This window comes from Rubrivivax gelatinosus (genome assembly GCF_016583785.1).
Taxonomy (GTDB): domain Bacteria; phylum Pseudomonadota; class Gammaproteobacteria; order Burkholderiales; family Burkholderiaceae_C; genus Rubrivivax; species Rubrivivax gelatinosus_B.
Genome location: NZ_NRRU01000119.1, coordinates 1 through 13,821, shown reverse-complemented (window position 1 = coordinate 13,821; position 13,821 = coordinate 1). Strand labels below are relative to the sequence as shown.

General features: G+C 73.6%; 13 protein-coding genes. 8 read left to right on the top strand and 5 right to left on the bottom strand.

The annotated features are described in order from the left end of the window. The 5 genes from CKO43_RS22215 to tssJ form a co-directional block, all read right to left on the bottom strand. A partial coding sequence (locus CKO43_RS22215; protein WP_200380005.1) for a type VI secretion system Vgr family protein occupies nucleotides 1-1,872 on the bottom strand: 1,872 nt, incomplete at its 3' end. Nucleotides 1,873-1,972: 100 nt separating this feature from the next. Beyond that, entirely contained in the window at nucleotides 1,973-2,749 is a 777-nt protein-coding gene (locus CKO43_RS22210) for a DotU family type IV/VI secretion system protein (protein WP_200380004.1), read from the bottom strand. Further along, nucleotides 2,733-4,058: a type VI secretion system baseplate subunit TssK gene (tssK, locus tag CKO43_RS22205; RefSeq protein WP_200380003.1), complete on the bottom strand. Its 1,326-nt coding sequence runs from the start codon at nucleotides 4,056-4,058 to the stop codon at nucleotides 2,733-2,735. Before tssK ends, CKO43_RS22210 begins: the two co-directional genes overlap by 17 nt. Further along, on the bottom strand, nucleotides 4,055-4,210 hold the full coding sequence (locus CKO43_RS22200) for a hypothetical protein (protein WP_200380002.1): 156 nt from the start codon (nucleotides 4,208-4,210) through the stop codon (nucleotides 4,055-4,057). Before CKO43_RS22200 ends, tssK begins: the two co-directional genes overlap by 4 nt. Beyond that, complete coding sequence (gene tssJ, locus CKO43_RS22195) at nucleotides 4,192-4,764, bottom strand: type VI secretion system lipoprotein TssJ (protein WP_200380001.1); 573 nt, start codon at nucleotides 4,762-4,764, stop codon at nucleotides 4,192-4,194. Before tssJ ends, CKO43_RS22200 begins: the two co-directional genes overlap by 19 nt. Before the next feature lie 179 nt (nucleotides 4,765-4,943). Here tssJ and CKO43_RS22190 point away from each other — a divergent pair, with 179 nt between their 5' ends. From CKO43_RS22190 to CKO43_RS22155, 8 genes are all read left to right on the top strand, one after another. Further along, nucleotides 4,944-5,693, top strand: a complete 750-nt coding sequence (locus CKO43_RS22190) for an outer membrane protein assembly factor BamD (protein ID WP_200380000.1) — start codon at nucleotides 4,944-4,946, stop codon at nucleotides 5,691-5,693. Nucleotides 5,694-5,718: 25 nt separating this feature from the next. Beyond that, complete coding sequence (tssB, locus tag CKO43_RS22185; RefSeq protein ID WP_200379999.1) at nucleotides 5,719-6,270, top strand: type VI secretion system contractile sheath small subunit; 552 nt, start codon at nucleotides 5,719-5,721, stop codon at nucleotides 6,268-6,270. Continuing rightward, nucleotides 6,267-7,748, top strand: coding sequence for a type VI secretion system contractile sheath large subunit (gene tssC / locus CKO43_RS22180; RefSeq protein ID WP_200379998.1), 1,482 nt, complete (start codon nucleotides 6,267-6,269; stop codon nucleotides 7,746-7,748). The genes tssB and tssC overlap by 4 nt, the downstream gene beginning before the upstream one ends. A 63-nt stretch (nucleotides 7,749-7,811) precedes the next feature. After that, a complete protein-coding gene (locus tag CKO43_RS22175) occupies nucleotides 7,812-8,330 on the top strand; it encodes an Hcp family type VI secretion system effector (protein ID WP_200231418.1) in 519 nt (172 codons plus the stop codon). Between the two features lie 7 nt (nucleotides 8,331-8,337). After that, nucleotides 8,338-8,817 (top strand): type VI secretion system baseplate subunit TssE, encoded by a 480-nt coding sequence (tssE, locus tag CKO43_RS22170; protein WP_200231419.1) that lies wholly within the window; start codon nucleotides 8,338-8,340, stop codon nucleotides 8,815-8,817. A 16-nt stretch (nucleotides 8,818-8,833) separates the two neighbouring features. Further along, nucleotides 8,834-10,672: a type VI secretion system baseplate subunit TssF gene (gene tssF, locus CKO43_RS22165; RefSeq protein ID WP_200379997.1), complete on the top strand. Its 1,839-nt coding sequence runs from the start codon at nucleotides 8,834-8,836 to the stop codon at nucleotides 10,670-10,672. Nucleotides 10,673-10,691: 19 nt separating this feature from the next. Further along, nucleotides 10,692-11,747 (top strand): type VI secretion system baseplate subunit TssG, encoded by a 1,056-nt coding sequence (gene tssG, locus CKO43_RS22160; RefSeq protein ID WP_200379996.1) that lies wholly within the window; start codon nucleotides 10,692-10,694, stop codon nucleotides 11,745-11,747. An 889-nt stretch (nucleotides 11,748-12,636) separates the two neighbouring features. Further along, on the top strand, nucleotides 12,637-13,821 hold a 1,185-nt coding region (locus tag CKO43_RS22155; protein WP_200379995.1), incomplete at its 3' end, for a type VI secretion system Vgr family protein.

Here is a 13,821-nt window from a genome sequence, read left to right as displayed (position 1 = left end):
ACCGTAGCGGGCCGCGCGGCGGTGCGTCGTCAGCAACAGGCCGCGGCCGGCGCGCAGGCTGGCCCAGCCGGCGGTCGCCGCTTCGAAGCCGCAACCGCGCGCAGCGCCGCGCCGGCTGTCGCCGCTGCGCTGCGTGACCAGTTGCCCCAGGCTCAGTTCGGCCGGCGTCGGCAGGCAGCACAAGCGGGTGCGCAGCGCGCCGGTCGAGTCGTCGAACACCCATTCGCCCGAGATCGCACCGCCAGGCACGGCGCTGGTGCTGACGATGCCGCCCAGCACGCCGGCATGGTTGGCCGCCGAGCCGGGGCCGGCCGCGTACGGTGGCGGGTCGCGGCCGGTGAAGAGTGCACCGACGACCACCGGGCGATCGATGTCGCCGTCGAGGTAGCCGACCAGCACCTCGCTGCCGACCCGGGGCACGAAGACCGCGCCCCAGCCCGCGCCAGCCGCCGCCTGCGCGACCCGCAACCAGGCCCCGCCGCGGCCGGCACCGGCTGCGGGCAGCGGCCAGGGCGTCTCGGCGAAGCCGTCCTCGCCCGGGTCGGCCGTGTCCTGCCAGGCGTAACGCACTTTGACGCGCAGATCGCCGTCGGCCGCGGGCAGGCCGTGTTCGAAACCGACGACGGTGGCGGTCTGCAGCCCCGGCGCAGCCGGCCGCGGCCGCAGCGGCGGCACCAGCGGCGCGGCAGCCGGCACGGCGTCGAAACGGTTGCGGTAACGCCCGGCTTCGACGCCGGACGCAGCCAGCCGGTGTGCCACCACCGGACCCAGGTTGTTCGCGGCTTCGTGTTCGACGCGCAGCAACAGCAGGCGCCGCGGCCCGCCGTCGCCGCCCGGGGCTTCGTGCAGTTCGAATACCGCGCCGGCGGCGAGGTGGCGCGCGCTGCCCGCGCCTGCGCAGACCTGGCGCCCGAGTTCGAAGGCGCGCAGCCGGCGTTCGGCCACCGCTGCCGCGGTGGCGGGGTCGGCCTCGCGTTCGGGGCCGCGGCCGTCGTAATGCTCCAGCCGCGGGCCGCTGCCGGTGCCGCCACGCGCCGCACCGACGCCGGCAACCCGGCACGGCGACCAGGCCCCGACCGTCACCGCGCCGGGCTGCAGCACCCGGTGTTCGGCAAAGGCGCTGACGGCGTCGCGCTGGCCGGGCTGCAATGCGCTCGGGTGTTCGGCAGCGAAGCGCACGGCGCCCAGGTCACGGCGCGCGGCGTGTTCGTCGGCGATCACCAGCCGGTGGCTGGCCAGGCCCTGGGCCTGGGCCGCGTCGGCATCGGCGGCGTCTAGCTGCTCGATGTGCCAGGCAAGGCCTTCTTCGGCCATCAGCCGGGTGCAGAAGTCCCAGTCGCTCTCGGCGTACTGAGTGCACAGCGTGCGCCGCGGCAGTTCGTGGGCGAGGTCGAAACGCCAGTTCGCCTGCGGCAGGGTGGCGAACAAACGCTCGAGGATGTTGCGCACGCTGGCGTCTTCGTGCAGCACGCAGTTCCAGCGCCGCTGCAGCAGCGCCGTCCAGGGCCGCAGCAGCAGCTGCCAGCGCAGCAACCCGGCCACCGGGCCCAGCCGCGTCGTCTCGACGACCCAGCCCTGCCAGCCGCGGGCGAGACCATCGGCCTGCAGCAGGCGCAGCGTGGCCGGCGTGCCGAGCAGGTGGGTGACGTCGGCGTCGGGCGCCGCCAAAGCGTCCAGGCGCAGCTCGAAACCTTCGCAGACGGCCTCGACCAGCGCCATGCGTTCCGCCAGCAGCGCCGGCTGGCCGGGCGCGGTTTCCAGGTGCAGCAGCCGGTCGTGCCCCGACCAACCCAGCGCGGCGGCCAGCAGGTCCGCGGCGGCCGCAGCCGAGCTTGCAGCCGCAGCGCGCACGGCGCTGTCGTGCCAACTCAACGCGGCTCCCAGCAGTCTGGCCGCAGCAGCTGCCGGCCGCGGCCGAACCCCGGCCTGGCCGCGCAGGCGGCTGCGCTTGCCGGATTTCTCGGCCTGGCGCTCATGGCAGCGTGATCGTCACGTGCGGCGGCTCGGGCAGCGGGCGCAGCACCTCGCTGCGTGCCGCCAGCTCGCGCTCGGTCCAGCGCGTCAGCTGCCAGTGCAAGGCGCCGTAGGCCAGCAGCGCGACACTGGCGACGGCCAGCGCCGCCACCCACGGCGGCACGCGCCGGCGCAGGCGGTGCACCACGTGGTCCGGCGCCTGCCAGCGCGGCGCAAAACCCGGCCGGCCGCCGCGCCACTGCGAGATCTCGTCGCCCAGGCGCAGCGTCAGCCAGCCCAGGGCCTCGTGCTGCTCGAAGGCATAACGCCCCTGGAAACCGAGCAGCAGGCAGAGGTGGAAGACCTCCAGCACCGCCAGCCGGCGCCGGCCCTGCTGGCGCAGGCGCTCCAGGTGTTCGAAAAAACGCTCGCCGGCAAGCTGTTCGCCGAAGAGCTCGAACTGCAGCGGCCGCGTCTGCCAGTGCTCGCGCCAGGGCAGCGCGGACCCGAGCACCGCTTCGTCGACCAGCGCGACGAAGGCAAAACACGCCAGCTGCACGTCCTCGGCCGGCCGGTCCTGGGCGCGCGCCGCGCGTTCGACGCCGGCCAGCCAGTCGAGCACGGCCTGGCGGAACGCGGCGCCGTCACCCGCCACGCCGCCGCGGCGCAGCAACTGCACAGCGACGAAACCTTCGTGCAACAACGCGAGCAGGTCGTCGCCGGAGGCGCCGGCGTCCGGATGCGGTGGCGCCAGCGGCGAGGCCGGCGCCGCTGGCCGTTCAGCGCTCGACGGCATGGAGTTCCAGGCGCAGCTGCGCCAGCCCGGCTGGGGCGTAGACCGCCATGGTCTGCGCCTGCAGCATGCGTTCGTACAGCGCGCCGTGCGGCTCGAGCACGAAGTAGCTGGCGCCAGGGCGCAGCGGCATCGCCGCCGGTAGCTGCGCCGCCGGCGTCAGGCGCACGCCCGACACCGCCGAGTGCACCAGGCGCTCGACGTCGTCCGGCGCGCCGATCTTGAGCCGGGCCGGCACCGCTTCGACCAGCGCCGCCGCCGGCAGGTCGGCCTGCACGCCGAGGTAGAAGGCGGTGCCGGGGCCGAGCCGGTCCGGGCTCAGGCGGGCGACGAACCACGACGGCCGCGGCGCCTCGAACAGCACGCTGACGCAGCGTGTCGAGACCACCGTCTCGAGCAGGTCGCGCAGCAGGGTGTCGAGCGCGGCGAACGCCGGCTCCGGCCGCTCGTGCGTGTACGCCGGCAGATCGGCGAGCGTGCGCCGGTGGGAGAAGCTGAGCAGCGCACCTGTCAGCTCGACCAGGCAGGCGAAAAGCTGCGCCGGGTGCGCGCCCGGCGCCAGCTGCGACAGGCGCGCGTAGGCGGCACACGCCGTCTGCAGCAGCCAGAACGAAGCGACGTCGCCGGAGCGGAACTCGATCACGTGCTGCGCCGGCTCGCGCTGCAGGCCTTGCAGCGCCGCCACCTTGGCCTGCAGCAGGTCGAGCGCATGGCGGCGCAGCGCCAGCAGGGCCGGCACCGCCGCGATCTGCAGCGCCGGCGCGATGAAACTGCGGTCGACTTCGAAACCACCCGCCGCCCGGCGGCGCAGCCGCAGCAGCGGCAAGGTACAGCCGGTGTCGGCCGCCGGCTGCAGCACCGGCCGGCGGCGCAGCACGACGAGCTCGGCCTCGGGCGCGCCGGTGAACCAGTCGGCCGCCGCCAGCGCGTGCGAGGCGTAACGTGCCGCCGGACGGCGCTCGTCGCCGCTGTCGTAGTTGCTGGCGTCGGGCCGCAGCGGTGCCAGCGCGACGCAGAAGACGAAGCTGACGCCGCCCTGCGCGTCCAGTGCCACCGGCTCGGGCAGTTCGTCCTCGCGCGGCGCGTTGACCAGTTCGCCGTCGGGCAGCACCGCCTGCAGCTCGAGCACACGCAGCACGCCCGCCGCCAGGCCGTCTTCGTCGACCTCCAGCCGGGCCAGGCCCCAGGCATGCGGCTGCAGCAGGCGCATCGCCTGCACCAGCCGGGCCTCGTGGTAGGCGTCCTGGCGCTGGAAGTGCTGGGGCCGCAGGAACAGGCCCTCGCCCCAGAGGATCTTGGCCGCGGCGCTCATGGCAGGGCCGGCTCGCCAGGGCCGGGCGCGGTGCGCGCGGTGCCGCGTGCCCAGGTCGGGCCGAGGCGGGGGCCGCCGGGCGACGCGGGCAAGGCCCAGGCCTCGGTGCGGCGCGCCATCGGCGCATCGATGATCAGTCCGCTGTCATGCATCGCAGGTCTCCGGTTCGTTCGGCGTCCGGGGTTTCGATCGCGGTGCCGGACACCACCGCGATCGCGCACTGGTGCAGCGACAGCCGGATCGGCCGGCTCGCCGGCAGGCCGAAAGCGAGCTTCCAGCGCCCGGCCGCCGGGGCGCGAAAGAACGCGACGACACCGAGCGCACGCGCGCCGGGCGGCACCGCTTCGCGCCAGGACAGCGTGCGCCCCGGCACGAGGATCAGTTCGTGTGCGCCGTGCGAAGCGGCCAGCTGCTCGTAGCCCGCGCGCCGGAAGGCCGCCGGGTCATCGAGCCAGCGCAGCTGCACGACGGTGGGCACCGCGACGCCGTCGGGCGCCGCGTTGAGCGCGGCGCTGGCGTGCAGCTCGACCACGGCCTCGGGCGCCGGTGCCGGTGCCGGCGGCTGCATCAGACCGACCGCTGCCAGTGCCCGCGTGAAGGCCGAGGGCGCGGCCTCGCCCGCGGCGGCACAGCCGGCGAGCAGCGCCAAGGGCATGAATGGCGTGTACGACATCAGCACGCTGCACAAACGATGAGCGATCGGCATCGGGTCCCTCCACGGCTGCCATTGCATCCGTTTTCCGCCCGGCCGCGGGCCCCCCGGGAGAGCGGCCCCAGAGGGGGAATCGCCGGCGCAGGCCAGAACCTAGAGTTCGTCGCACCGGAAGCGGGATGACGTTCATCACGAGCGCCAGCCCGCCCCTTTTTGCCGCAGGAGGACCCCGCATGAAATCCGTTGCCCTGCCGCCCCCGCCGCGCCACCGCAGCCGAACGGCCGTGGCGCTGAGCGCGGCCACGCTGCTCGGCGCCAGCCTGCTGGCCGCCTGTGCGTCCGGCAGCCGCGAGGCCACCGCCACGCGCCCCCTGGACGAACTGCTGAAACAGGCCGAACAGGCACGGGCCCAGGGCGAGCCCGAACGGGCGCGGCTGCAATGGCAGCAGGCCAGCCGCGCCTACCCGGCCGACAAGCAGCCCTGGCTGCACCTGGCCGAGGACTACTTCCGCAGCGGCGAACACGGCAACGCCATCGTCGCCGCCCAGGAAGCCATGCAGCGCGACCCACAGGACCGCGTCGCCCAGGGCATCCTGGCCGTCAGCGGGCTGCGGGTGTCCACCGTGGCCCTGGTGAGGCTGCGCGAACACGCCGAAGGCCTGCCGGGCGACACCCGCAGCGAGGCCGCGACGCTGACGCGATTGCTGCGCGACACGCTGGGCGAGCCGGTGCTGGTGCCGCCGCCCGAGCCCGTGGCCACGGCGCCGGCCCGCAACCGGCCACGCCCGGCGCGCGCCACGGCCACCAAGGTCGCCCCGGCGACCACCACAGCGCCAGCAACCGCGGTGGCTGCCTCCGCGGCCGCCACGGCCGCGACGGCTGCGACCGGCGCCGCACGCAACAGCGACAAAGCCGCGGCGACCTTGCGCCCGCCGGTGCCCGCCGCCCTGCCCGCGCCCAACCCCTTCGACCGCCTGCGCTGACAGCGCCCCAACCGGAAGGACCGAGATGAGCAGACACCCGAGCGTCCAGGCACGGCTGGAGAAGGTGCGCCCACCGCGCGTGCGCCTCAGTTACGACGTCCAGGTCGGTGACGCGATCGAACGCAAGGAGCTGCCCTTCGTCGTCGGCGTCATCGGCGACTTCAGTGGTACCGGCAGCGGCGGCGGCGACGCGGCCCGCAGCCGCCTGAAGGAGCGCAAGTTCGTCCAGGTCGACCTCGACAACTTCGACGACGTGCTGCAGGGCATGGCACCGACGGCCCGCTTTCGGGTGCCCAACCGGCTCGCGCCGGGCGGCGGCGAGTTCGCCGTCGAACTCGGCTTCCAGCGGCTGGAGGACTTCCGCCCCGAGGCCGTCGTTCAGCAGGTCGAGCCGCTGCGGCAGCTGCTGGCGGCACGCACCCGGCTCTCGGACCTGCGCAACAAGATGGCCGGCAACGACCGCCTCGAGGACCTGCTGGCCGAGCTGCTGCGCGACCGCAGCGCGCTGGCCGCGCTCAGCCACGACGCCGGCCCCGACACGGGCCCCGACACCACCCCCGACGGAGCGAGCCGATGAACACCGCCGCCCTCGCCCTGCCCGAAGCCGCGACGCTGGGCAGCGGGCTGCTCGACCACATCGTGCGCGACAGCCGCGTCGCCCGAACGGATGCCGAACACCGGCGCGCCTGCGACCTGATCTCCGAGCTGGTGCACGAGGTCATGGCCGGCACCGTCGTCGTCTCCGACAACCTGAGCGTGGCGCTCGACGCCCGCATCGCCGAGATCGACGAGCTGATCTCGGCCCAGCTCAGCGAGGTGATGCACCACCCGCGTTTCCAGCGCCTGGAAGCCAGCTGGACCGGCCTGCACTACCTCTGCCACCACAGTTCGACCGGTGCGACGCTGAAGATCAAGATGCTGGACGCGACCCGGCAGGAACTGGTGCGCGACTTCTCCACCGCGATCGACTTCGACCAGTCGGCGCTGTTCAAGAAGGTCTACGAGGAAGAGTTCGGCAGCTTCGGCGGCGCACCTTTCGGCACGCTGATCGGCGACTACGAAATCGGCCGCGGCGCCGAAGACCTGTACCTGGTCGAACAGCTCTCGCACGTGGCGGCGGCGGCGCACGCGCCCTTCATCGCCGCGGCCTCGGCCGAACTCTTCGGCCTCGACGACTTCACCTCGATGTCGCGCCCGCGCGACCTGGCCAAGGTGTTCGACACCGTCGAGTACGCCAAGTGGAAGAGCCTGCGCGAGAGCGAGGACGCACGCTACGTCGGCCTGGTGCTGCCGCGTTTCCTCGGCCGCCTGCCCTTCGATGCGCGCCACGGCACGACGGTCGAGGGTTTCAACTTCGTCGAGCGTGTCGACGGCAGCGACCACTCGCGCTACCTCTGGGTCAACGCCGCCTACGCGCTGGCTGCGCGGCTGAGCGCCGCGTTCGAGTCCTACGGCTGGTGCGCGGCGATCCGCGGCGTCGAAGGCGGCGGCTTGGTCGAGGACCTGCCGACGCACGGCTTCAAGACCGACGACGGCGAACACGCACTGAAGTGCCCGACCGAGATCGCGATCACCGACCGGCGCGAGAAAGAGCTCTCCGACCTCGGCTTCGTGCCGCTGGTGCACTGCAAGAACACCGACTACGCCGCCTTCTTCGCGGTGCAGTCGGTGCACAAGCCGCGGCGCTACGACAGCGAGGCGGCCAACGCCAACGCCGCGCTGGCGGCGCAGCTGCAGTACGTCTTCAGCGTCTGCCGCATCGCCCACTACCTGAAGGCGATGATGCGCGACAAGGTCGGCAGCTTCGCCTCGGCGGCCAACGTCGAGGAGTTCCTGAACCGCTGGATCCGCCAGTACGTCGTCGAGGACGACAACGCGACCCAGGAGACCAAGGCCGCCTACCCGTTGCGCGAAGCCGCGGTCCAGGTCTCGGAGATCCCGGGCCGCGCCGGCGCCTATCGCGCGGTGGCCTTCGTCAGGCCGCACTTCCAGCTCGACGAACTCTCGGTCTCGCTGCGCCTGGTCGCCGAACTGACGCCCGCCGGCAGCCGCTGACCCTCAGGTCCCGGCCCGGCCGCACCGGGCCCGTCCCCCACCCTTTTTTGCACGGAGCCCCGCATGAAAGACATCTACGTGAAGTTCGACGGCGCCAGCGAGCTGCAAGGCGACAGCAGCGACAGCACGCACAGCAACGAGATCGAAGTCTCGTCGTTCCGCCACCGCGTCTTCCAGCCCAAGTCCTCGACGGCCTCGTCGGCCGGCGGCCACACCGCCGAACGCACCGAACACGCCGAGATGCTGTTCACCAAGCTGATCGACCGCTCCACGCCCAAGCTGCTGCGTGCGGCCTCGGCCGGCACGCTCTATCCCAAGGTGCTGGTGACCTTCTACCGCGCCTATGGCGGCAAGAGCGCGACCGCCACCTCGCAGTCGCGCATCGACTACTACCGCATCGTGCTCGAGGACGTCGTCGTGTCCTCGGTCGAGACCGTCGTCGACGAGGACGAACTCCCGGCCGAGACCTTCGGCCTGAAGTACGGCAAGGTGACCTGGGAGTACAAGCAGCACAAGCTCGACGGCTCGGCGACGAGCACCGGCGTCGCCGGCTGGGACCTGCGCCGCAACATCGCCGTCTGAGGCCGTGGTGCACGCTCCGTCGCTGCTCGACAAGCTGCTGGGCCACGCGGGCGACGGGGGCGCGGCCGCCGGCACGCTGCCGCGCTGGCCGCTGGAGCGCATCAAACAGGCCCTGGCGCGCGACCTGGAGGGCCTGCTGAACACACGCAGCGCCTGGACGGCCGAGCGCCTGCAGGGCCGCCCTCGTGTCGCCCGGTCGGTGCTGGCGCTGGGCATGGCAGACGTCGGCACCGAATGCGCCGACAGCGACCACTCCCGGCGCCGCATCGCCGAACGCATACGCCAGACGCTGGTCGCGCACGAGCGCCGGCTGGCCGAGGTCGTGGTCGGCGTGCGCCGCGGTGCCGACCGGCGGCTGGTGTTCACGATCGAGGCCCGGCTGCGGCTGCAGGCTGCGGTCGAGCCGGTGCGCTTCGACGCCGAACTGCTGGCCGGCACGCAGCGCTACGCGGTCGTGCCGGCGGCCGGCGGCAGGTTTGGGTGCTGACGCAGCCGGGGCGACGATGCAGACGCTGCTGCCGCACTACGAGCGTGAACTCGCCTGGTTCGAGGAGGCGGCGCAGACCTTCGCGCGCCGCTACCCGCGCATCGCCGGGCGCCTGTCGACCAGCGGCGACCTGCTCGAAGACCCGCACGTCGAACGCCTGATCCAGTCGTTCGCACTGCTCGCGGCGCGCCTGCATCAGCGTCTGGACGATGAGTTCCCGCTGGTCAGCGAAGCGCTGCTCGAACTGCTGAACCCGCTGGTGCTGCAGCCCTTCCCGTCGTGCAGCATCGCGCGTTTCGTCGCCGACCGCGGCCTCAGCCAGATCAGCAGCGCGCGCCGCATCCCGCGCGGCACCCTGCTGCACAGCGCGCCGGTGCGCGGCGTGCCGTGCCGCTTCACGACCGGCTACGACCTGGCGCTGGCACCGCTGCGCATCGTGCACGCCGGGCTGCACCGGCCCGGCGAGGCCTCGCTGCCGGGGGCCGCGCCGGCCGGCACCGCGGCCTGGTTCAGGGTCGAACTCGAACTCGTTTCGGCAGCGGCGCGCTGGGACACGCTGGGGCTGCCGGCGCTGCGTGTCTTCATCGACGCCCAGCCTTCGCAGGCGGCGGCGTTGCGTTCGGCCTGGCTGGACCACACGGCCGGCATGCTGCTCGACACCGGCAGCGGCCAGCCGCTCGCGCTGTCCGACACGCACCGGCCGCGCCCGGTCGGGCTGGGTGCCGAACACGCACTCGTCGACGGCGACGACCGAAGCGGGGCCGCCGACCGGCTGTTGACCGAGTACTTTGCCTTCCCGGAGAAGTTCGACTTCGTCGACCTGCCGCTGCCGCGGGCGCCGGGCGGTGCACAACGCCGGGTGACGCTGCTGTACGCGCTGCGTGCGCCACGTCCCGGAGAGGCCGCGCCCTGGGCCGCGCTCGAGGGCCTGAACGAACGGCAGCTGGTGCTGGGCTGCACACCGGTGGTCAACCTGTTTCGCCAGCGCGCCGAGCCGATTCGCGTCACGCAGGCATCGGAGGCCTATGCCGTCGTCGTCGACGCCCGCCGGCCCGCGGCCTACGAAGTACTCGCGGTCGAACGCGTGCGCCGCCGCCGGCTGTGCGACGACGGCGAGCAGGCGGCGGAACTGCCGCCGCTGTATTCGCTGCGCCATGCCTCGTTGACGGGGCCGCAAGCCAGCGCCTGCTGGAGCGTTCGGCGCGACCCGCAGCGCGCCGAACTCGACCCCGGCCACGAGCTGGAACTGGTGCTCGTCGACCAGGGCCTGGACCCGTCGCTGGCCGCGAGCGAGACCTTGTCGATCGACGTCTGCGCCAGCAACCGCGACCTGCCCGAACTGCTGTCGATCGGCCAGCCCGGTGGTGACCTGCACGCCGACGGCGGCACGCTCGCCGACGAGATCGTGCTGCTGCGCCGGCCCTCGGCCAGCCGGCGCCTGCAGCGTGGCACCGACAGCCTGTGGCGGCTGGTCTCGCACCTGGCGCTGGCGCGGCAAACGTCGGGGGCCGCCAGCCTGGACGGCGTCAAGGAACTGCTGGCGCTGCACGCCCGCGGCGCCGACGCTTCGGTGCAGCGCATCGTCGACGGCCTGCTGGCGATGGACCAGCGGCCCGCCAGCAGCTGGCTGCCGGGGCCGCCGACGCCCAGTCTCGTGCACGGCACCGACATCCGGATCACGGTGGCCGAAGCCGCTTTCGTCGGCACCGGCGTCGGGCTGTTCGGCCGCCTGCTGTCGGAGTGTTTCGCGCGGCGCACGCCGGTCAACACCTTCACCCGCCTGCTGCTGACGGTCGCCGACGGCAGAACCTTGTTCGACGGTGGATGCCGCACCGGGCGCGAAGTGCAGGCCTGAACGGGACCAGCCTTTCACCATGCACACAGCCGCGCCCGCCTCCTGCATCGGCTCCTGCATCGGCTCCTGCACCGGCTCCGCGCCGATCGAGCGGCTGTTTGCGGCTCCCGGCAGCCATGGCCTGTATCCGGCCTTGCGCCTGCTGCAGCGCTGGCTGGGCGAACACGGCGACGAACTGTCGCCGCGGCTGCACTGTCGCAACTCGCTGTCGTTGTCGCCGCCGACTGGCGAGATCGAGGCGCTGGAACGCCACGGCAACGACAGCGAAACGGGGCCCTGCGTCGAACTGGTGCCGGCATTCGGTTCCCTGCTCGGCGTGCACGGCACGCTGCCCTCGCTCTACACCGAACTGCTGCTCGAACGCCAGGACCCGGCGCCCGGCGCCTTTCTCGACCTGTTCGTGCATCGGCTCGCAGCCCTCGGTTATCGCGCCTGGCGCCACAGCCGGCTGGCACTACGGGTCGAGACGCCGCGGCGCGACGCGCTGCAGCGCATGTTGCTGGCGCTCGCCGGCGTCGACGGCGCCCCCGGCGCGGCCAGCCGAGCCGGCACGGGCGTCATCCCACCGGCCTGTCTGGCTTTCCACAGTGCGGCGCTGCAGACACCGCGGGCCAGCGCCGAGGCCGTCGAGCGCGTGCTCGGCCACTTCCTGGCCGCCCCGGTGCGGGTGCGGCAATGGATCGGCCACTGGTACAGCCTGCCGCCCGCCGCCCAGGGCCGGCTGGGACTGCGCGCGGTGGCGCTCGGCCGCGACGCCATCGCCGGCGGCAGGGCCTGGCAGCACGACCTGCGGGTCCGGATCGACATCGGCCCGTTGCCACGCGCGGGCTTCGAGAGCCTGCTGCCGGGCAGCGCAGGCGCCGCAGCGCTTGGCAACTGGCTGGCCTTGCTGCTGGGCCGCACGATCGAGGTCGAGCTGCGGCTGGTGTTGCGGGCTTGCGATGTTCCCGCCGCCGGCCTGCGGCACCAGGCGCCGTCGCGGCTGGGTCTGGACGGCTATCTGCTGTCGCGCCCCGCCGCCTGCGACCGCGACGATGCCGGCTACCTGCTGTTCCCGACCCCGGGCGAGGCGTAGCGATGACACGCCCACCCGGGACAAGGCCTCGGCGCCGGCGCGCAGCTGCTGGCGCGGGTGCGCAGCGCCGCCGACGCCAGCCGCCCGGAAGCCCCGTCGACGAAGACCGTCGCCTGGAGCCGTGCACGACGCCGCACCCGGTGCCGGCAGACGGCCCGCCGGCCAAGCAGCAGAAGGCCACCCACGGCGGTAAGCCCGTGCAAACCACGGAAGCGGAAGACGACCGGACGACGGCCCCGGCGGAAACGGTCAGGCGCTTGCTGGCGCTGTGCGAACGGCTGGCCGCATCCGCCAGCAGCGGCAGCGACCGCAACGGCATGCTGGCACCGCCCCAGCCGGACCGGCCGGGCTCGCCGGACACGGCGCCCGAACACGTGCGCAGCCGCCTGCACGACGGGCTGTTCGCGCTGGCCCGGCTGCAGTCGGCAGTCGGACCGACCTCGCCGCTGGACACGATCACCGGCACGGGAATGAGCGTGGGCAAAGGCAGTAGCACCGGCAACGGAACCAGCAACAGCAACAGCAACAGCACCGGCGCAGGCGCAGGCACGACCACGACCACGACCACGGGAGCGGGAGCGGGAGCGGGAGCGGGCACATGCTCGGGTCCGGGTCCGGGTCCGGGTCCGGCTCCAGCTCCAGCTCCAGCTCCAGCTCCAGCTCCAGCTCCAGCTCCAGCTTCGGCTTCGGCTTCGGCTTCGGCTTCGGCTTCTGGGTCGGGGGCGGGGTCAGGGTCGGGATCGGGATCGGACTCCGAGACTTCACCCGTGCCCCCCATCGACCACGCCCGCGCCCTATTGCCGGCCCGTCGTGCCGCCGCTGCGCGCCGGGCACGGCAGGCACACCGGCACCAGTGGCCCCCGGCCGCATGCGGCCGGGGGCGCCGGCGATGACGGCGGCCAGCGCGCCGGCGGGTGGTGCCGGCACGGCGGCCGACGGCCTGTTCGATCACGGCCGCCTGCTGACGCTGCAGACCGTGATCCAGAGCGCAGCGCTGCGGGTCGAAAGCGCCACGATCTGGGAAGCCGTCGGCCCCTGCCCTGACCCCCGTCTGGCGCCACCGCCCCGCCTGCGGCGCCCGCTGGCGCCCCAGCCGCCGGACCATGCGACCGGCTTTCGCATCGAGCTGGTCGCGCTGGCCGACGACATGGGGCTGGACCTGGACGCGCTGGTCGGCAACCCGGCGCTGCTGGGTCTGCTGACGCCCGAGGGCGAACACGCGCGCCGCCCGTACCACGGCCAGATCAGCGAAGCCGGCTGGCTGGGCAGCGACGGCGGGCTGGCACGGCTGCGGCTGCTGCTTGAGCCCTGGTTCGCCTTGCTCGGCCTGCGTCAGCAGGCCTGGGTCTTCCACGACGCGAGCGTGCCCGACATCGTCGACCAGGTGTTGGGGCGCAGCGTGCCCGGCCTGTCGCCGCCGCCGGCCTGGCGCTGGGACCTGGCCGAGCGCGCCGCCTATCCGCGCCGCGGCGTCTGCGTGCAGGCACACGAGTCGGACCAGGACTTCGTCGAGCGGCTGCTGCTGGAAGAAGGCCTGTTCCACTGGTTCGAACACGAAGCCGAGCCCGGGTCACCGGCCCTGGGCCGGCACCGGCTCGTCATCGCCGACCACGAGCACGCCTTCGCCGTCGCCCCCCAGCCGCTCGTGCCCTATGCCCAGAGCAGCGCCGCCGTGCCGCGCGACGGGCTGGTACGCTGGTCGGCCGGCCGCCGGCTGCACGCCAACACGCTGCGCTGGGCCAGCCGCGACGACCGCAGCTGCTCGCTGCGCCCGGTCGGCGCCGGCCTCGACGCCCCGCTCCGGCTGGAACAGGTCGAGGTGTTCGAGGGCTACGCCTACCCGACGCGTGAACACGGGCAGCAACTGGCGAACCGCCGGCTGCAGGCGCTGACGGCCGCGGCGGCACGCGGCCGGGCTCGCGGCCCGTGGCGCAACGCGGCGGCCGGCACGATCTTCACGCTCGGCGAGCACCCGCTGCACGACGGCTCCGACGCGCAGCGCGACCGTTTCCTGGTGCTGGTGGCACGCCACCAGGTGCACGACACGCTGCCCGCCGGCCGGCCCGGCCCCGGC

Coding starts and splice junctions, on each gene's coding strand:
- CKO43_RS22200 (WP_200380002.1), bottom strand. CDS start 4,210: ATGCATGACAGCGGACTGATCATCGATGCGCCGATGGCGCGCCGCACC.
- CKO43_RS22190 (WP_200380000.1), top strand. CDS start 4,944: ATGAAATCCGTTGCCCTGCCGCCCCCGCCGCGCCACCGCAGCCGAACG.
- tssB (WP_200379999.1), top strand. CDS start 5,719: ATGAGCAGACACCCGAGCGTCCAGGCACGGCTGGAGAAGGTGCGCCCA.
- tssG (WP_200379996.1), top strand. CDS start 10,692: ATGCACACAGCCGCGCCCGCCTCCTGCATCGGCTCCTGCATCGGCTCC.
- CKO43_RS22210 (WP_200380004.1), bottom strand. CDS start 2,749: ATGCCGTCGAGCGCTGAACGGCCAGCGGCGCCGGCCTCGCCGCTGGCG.
- CKO43_RS22175 (WP_200231418.1), top strand. CDS start 7,812: ATGAAAGACATCTACGTGAAGTTCGACGGCGCCAGCGAGCTGCAAGGC.
- tssC (WP_200379998.1), top strand. CDS start 6,267: ATGAACACCGCCGCCCTCGCCCTGCCCGAAGCCGCGACGCTGGGCAGC.
- tssJ (WP_200380001.1), bottom strand. CDS start 4,764: ATGCCGATCGCTCATCGTTTGTGCAGCGTGCTGATGTCGTACACGCCA.
- tssF (WP_200379997.1), top strand. CDS start 8,834: ATGCAGACGCTGCTGCCGCACTACGAGCGTGAACTCGCCTGGTTCGAG.
- tssK (WP_200380003.1), bottom strand. CDS start 4,058: ATGAGCGCCGCGGCCAAGATCCTCTGGGGCGAGGGCCTGTTCCTGCGG.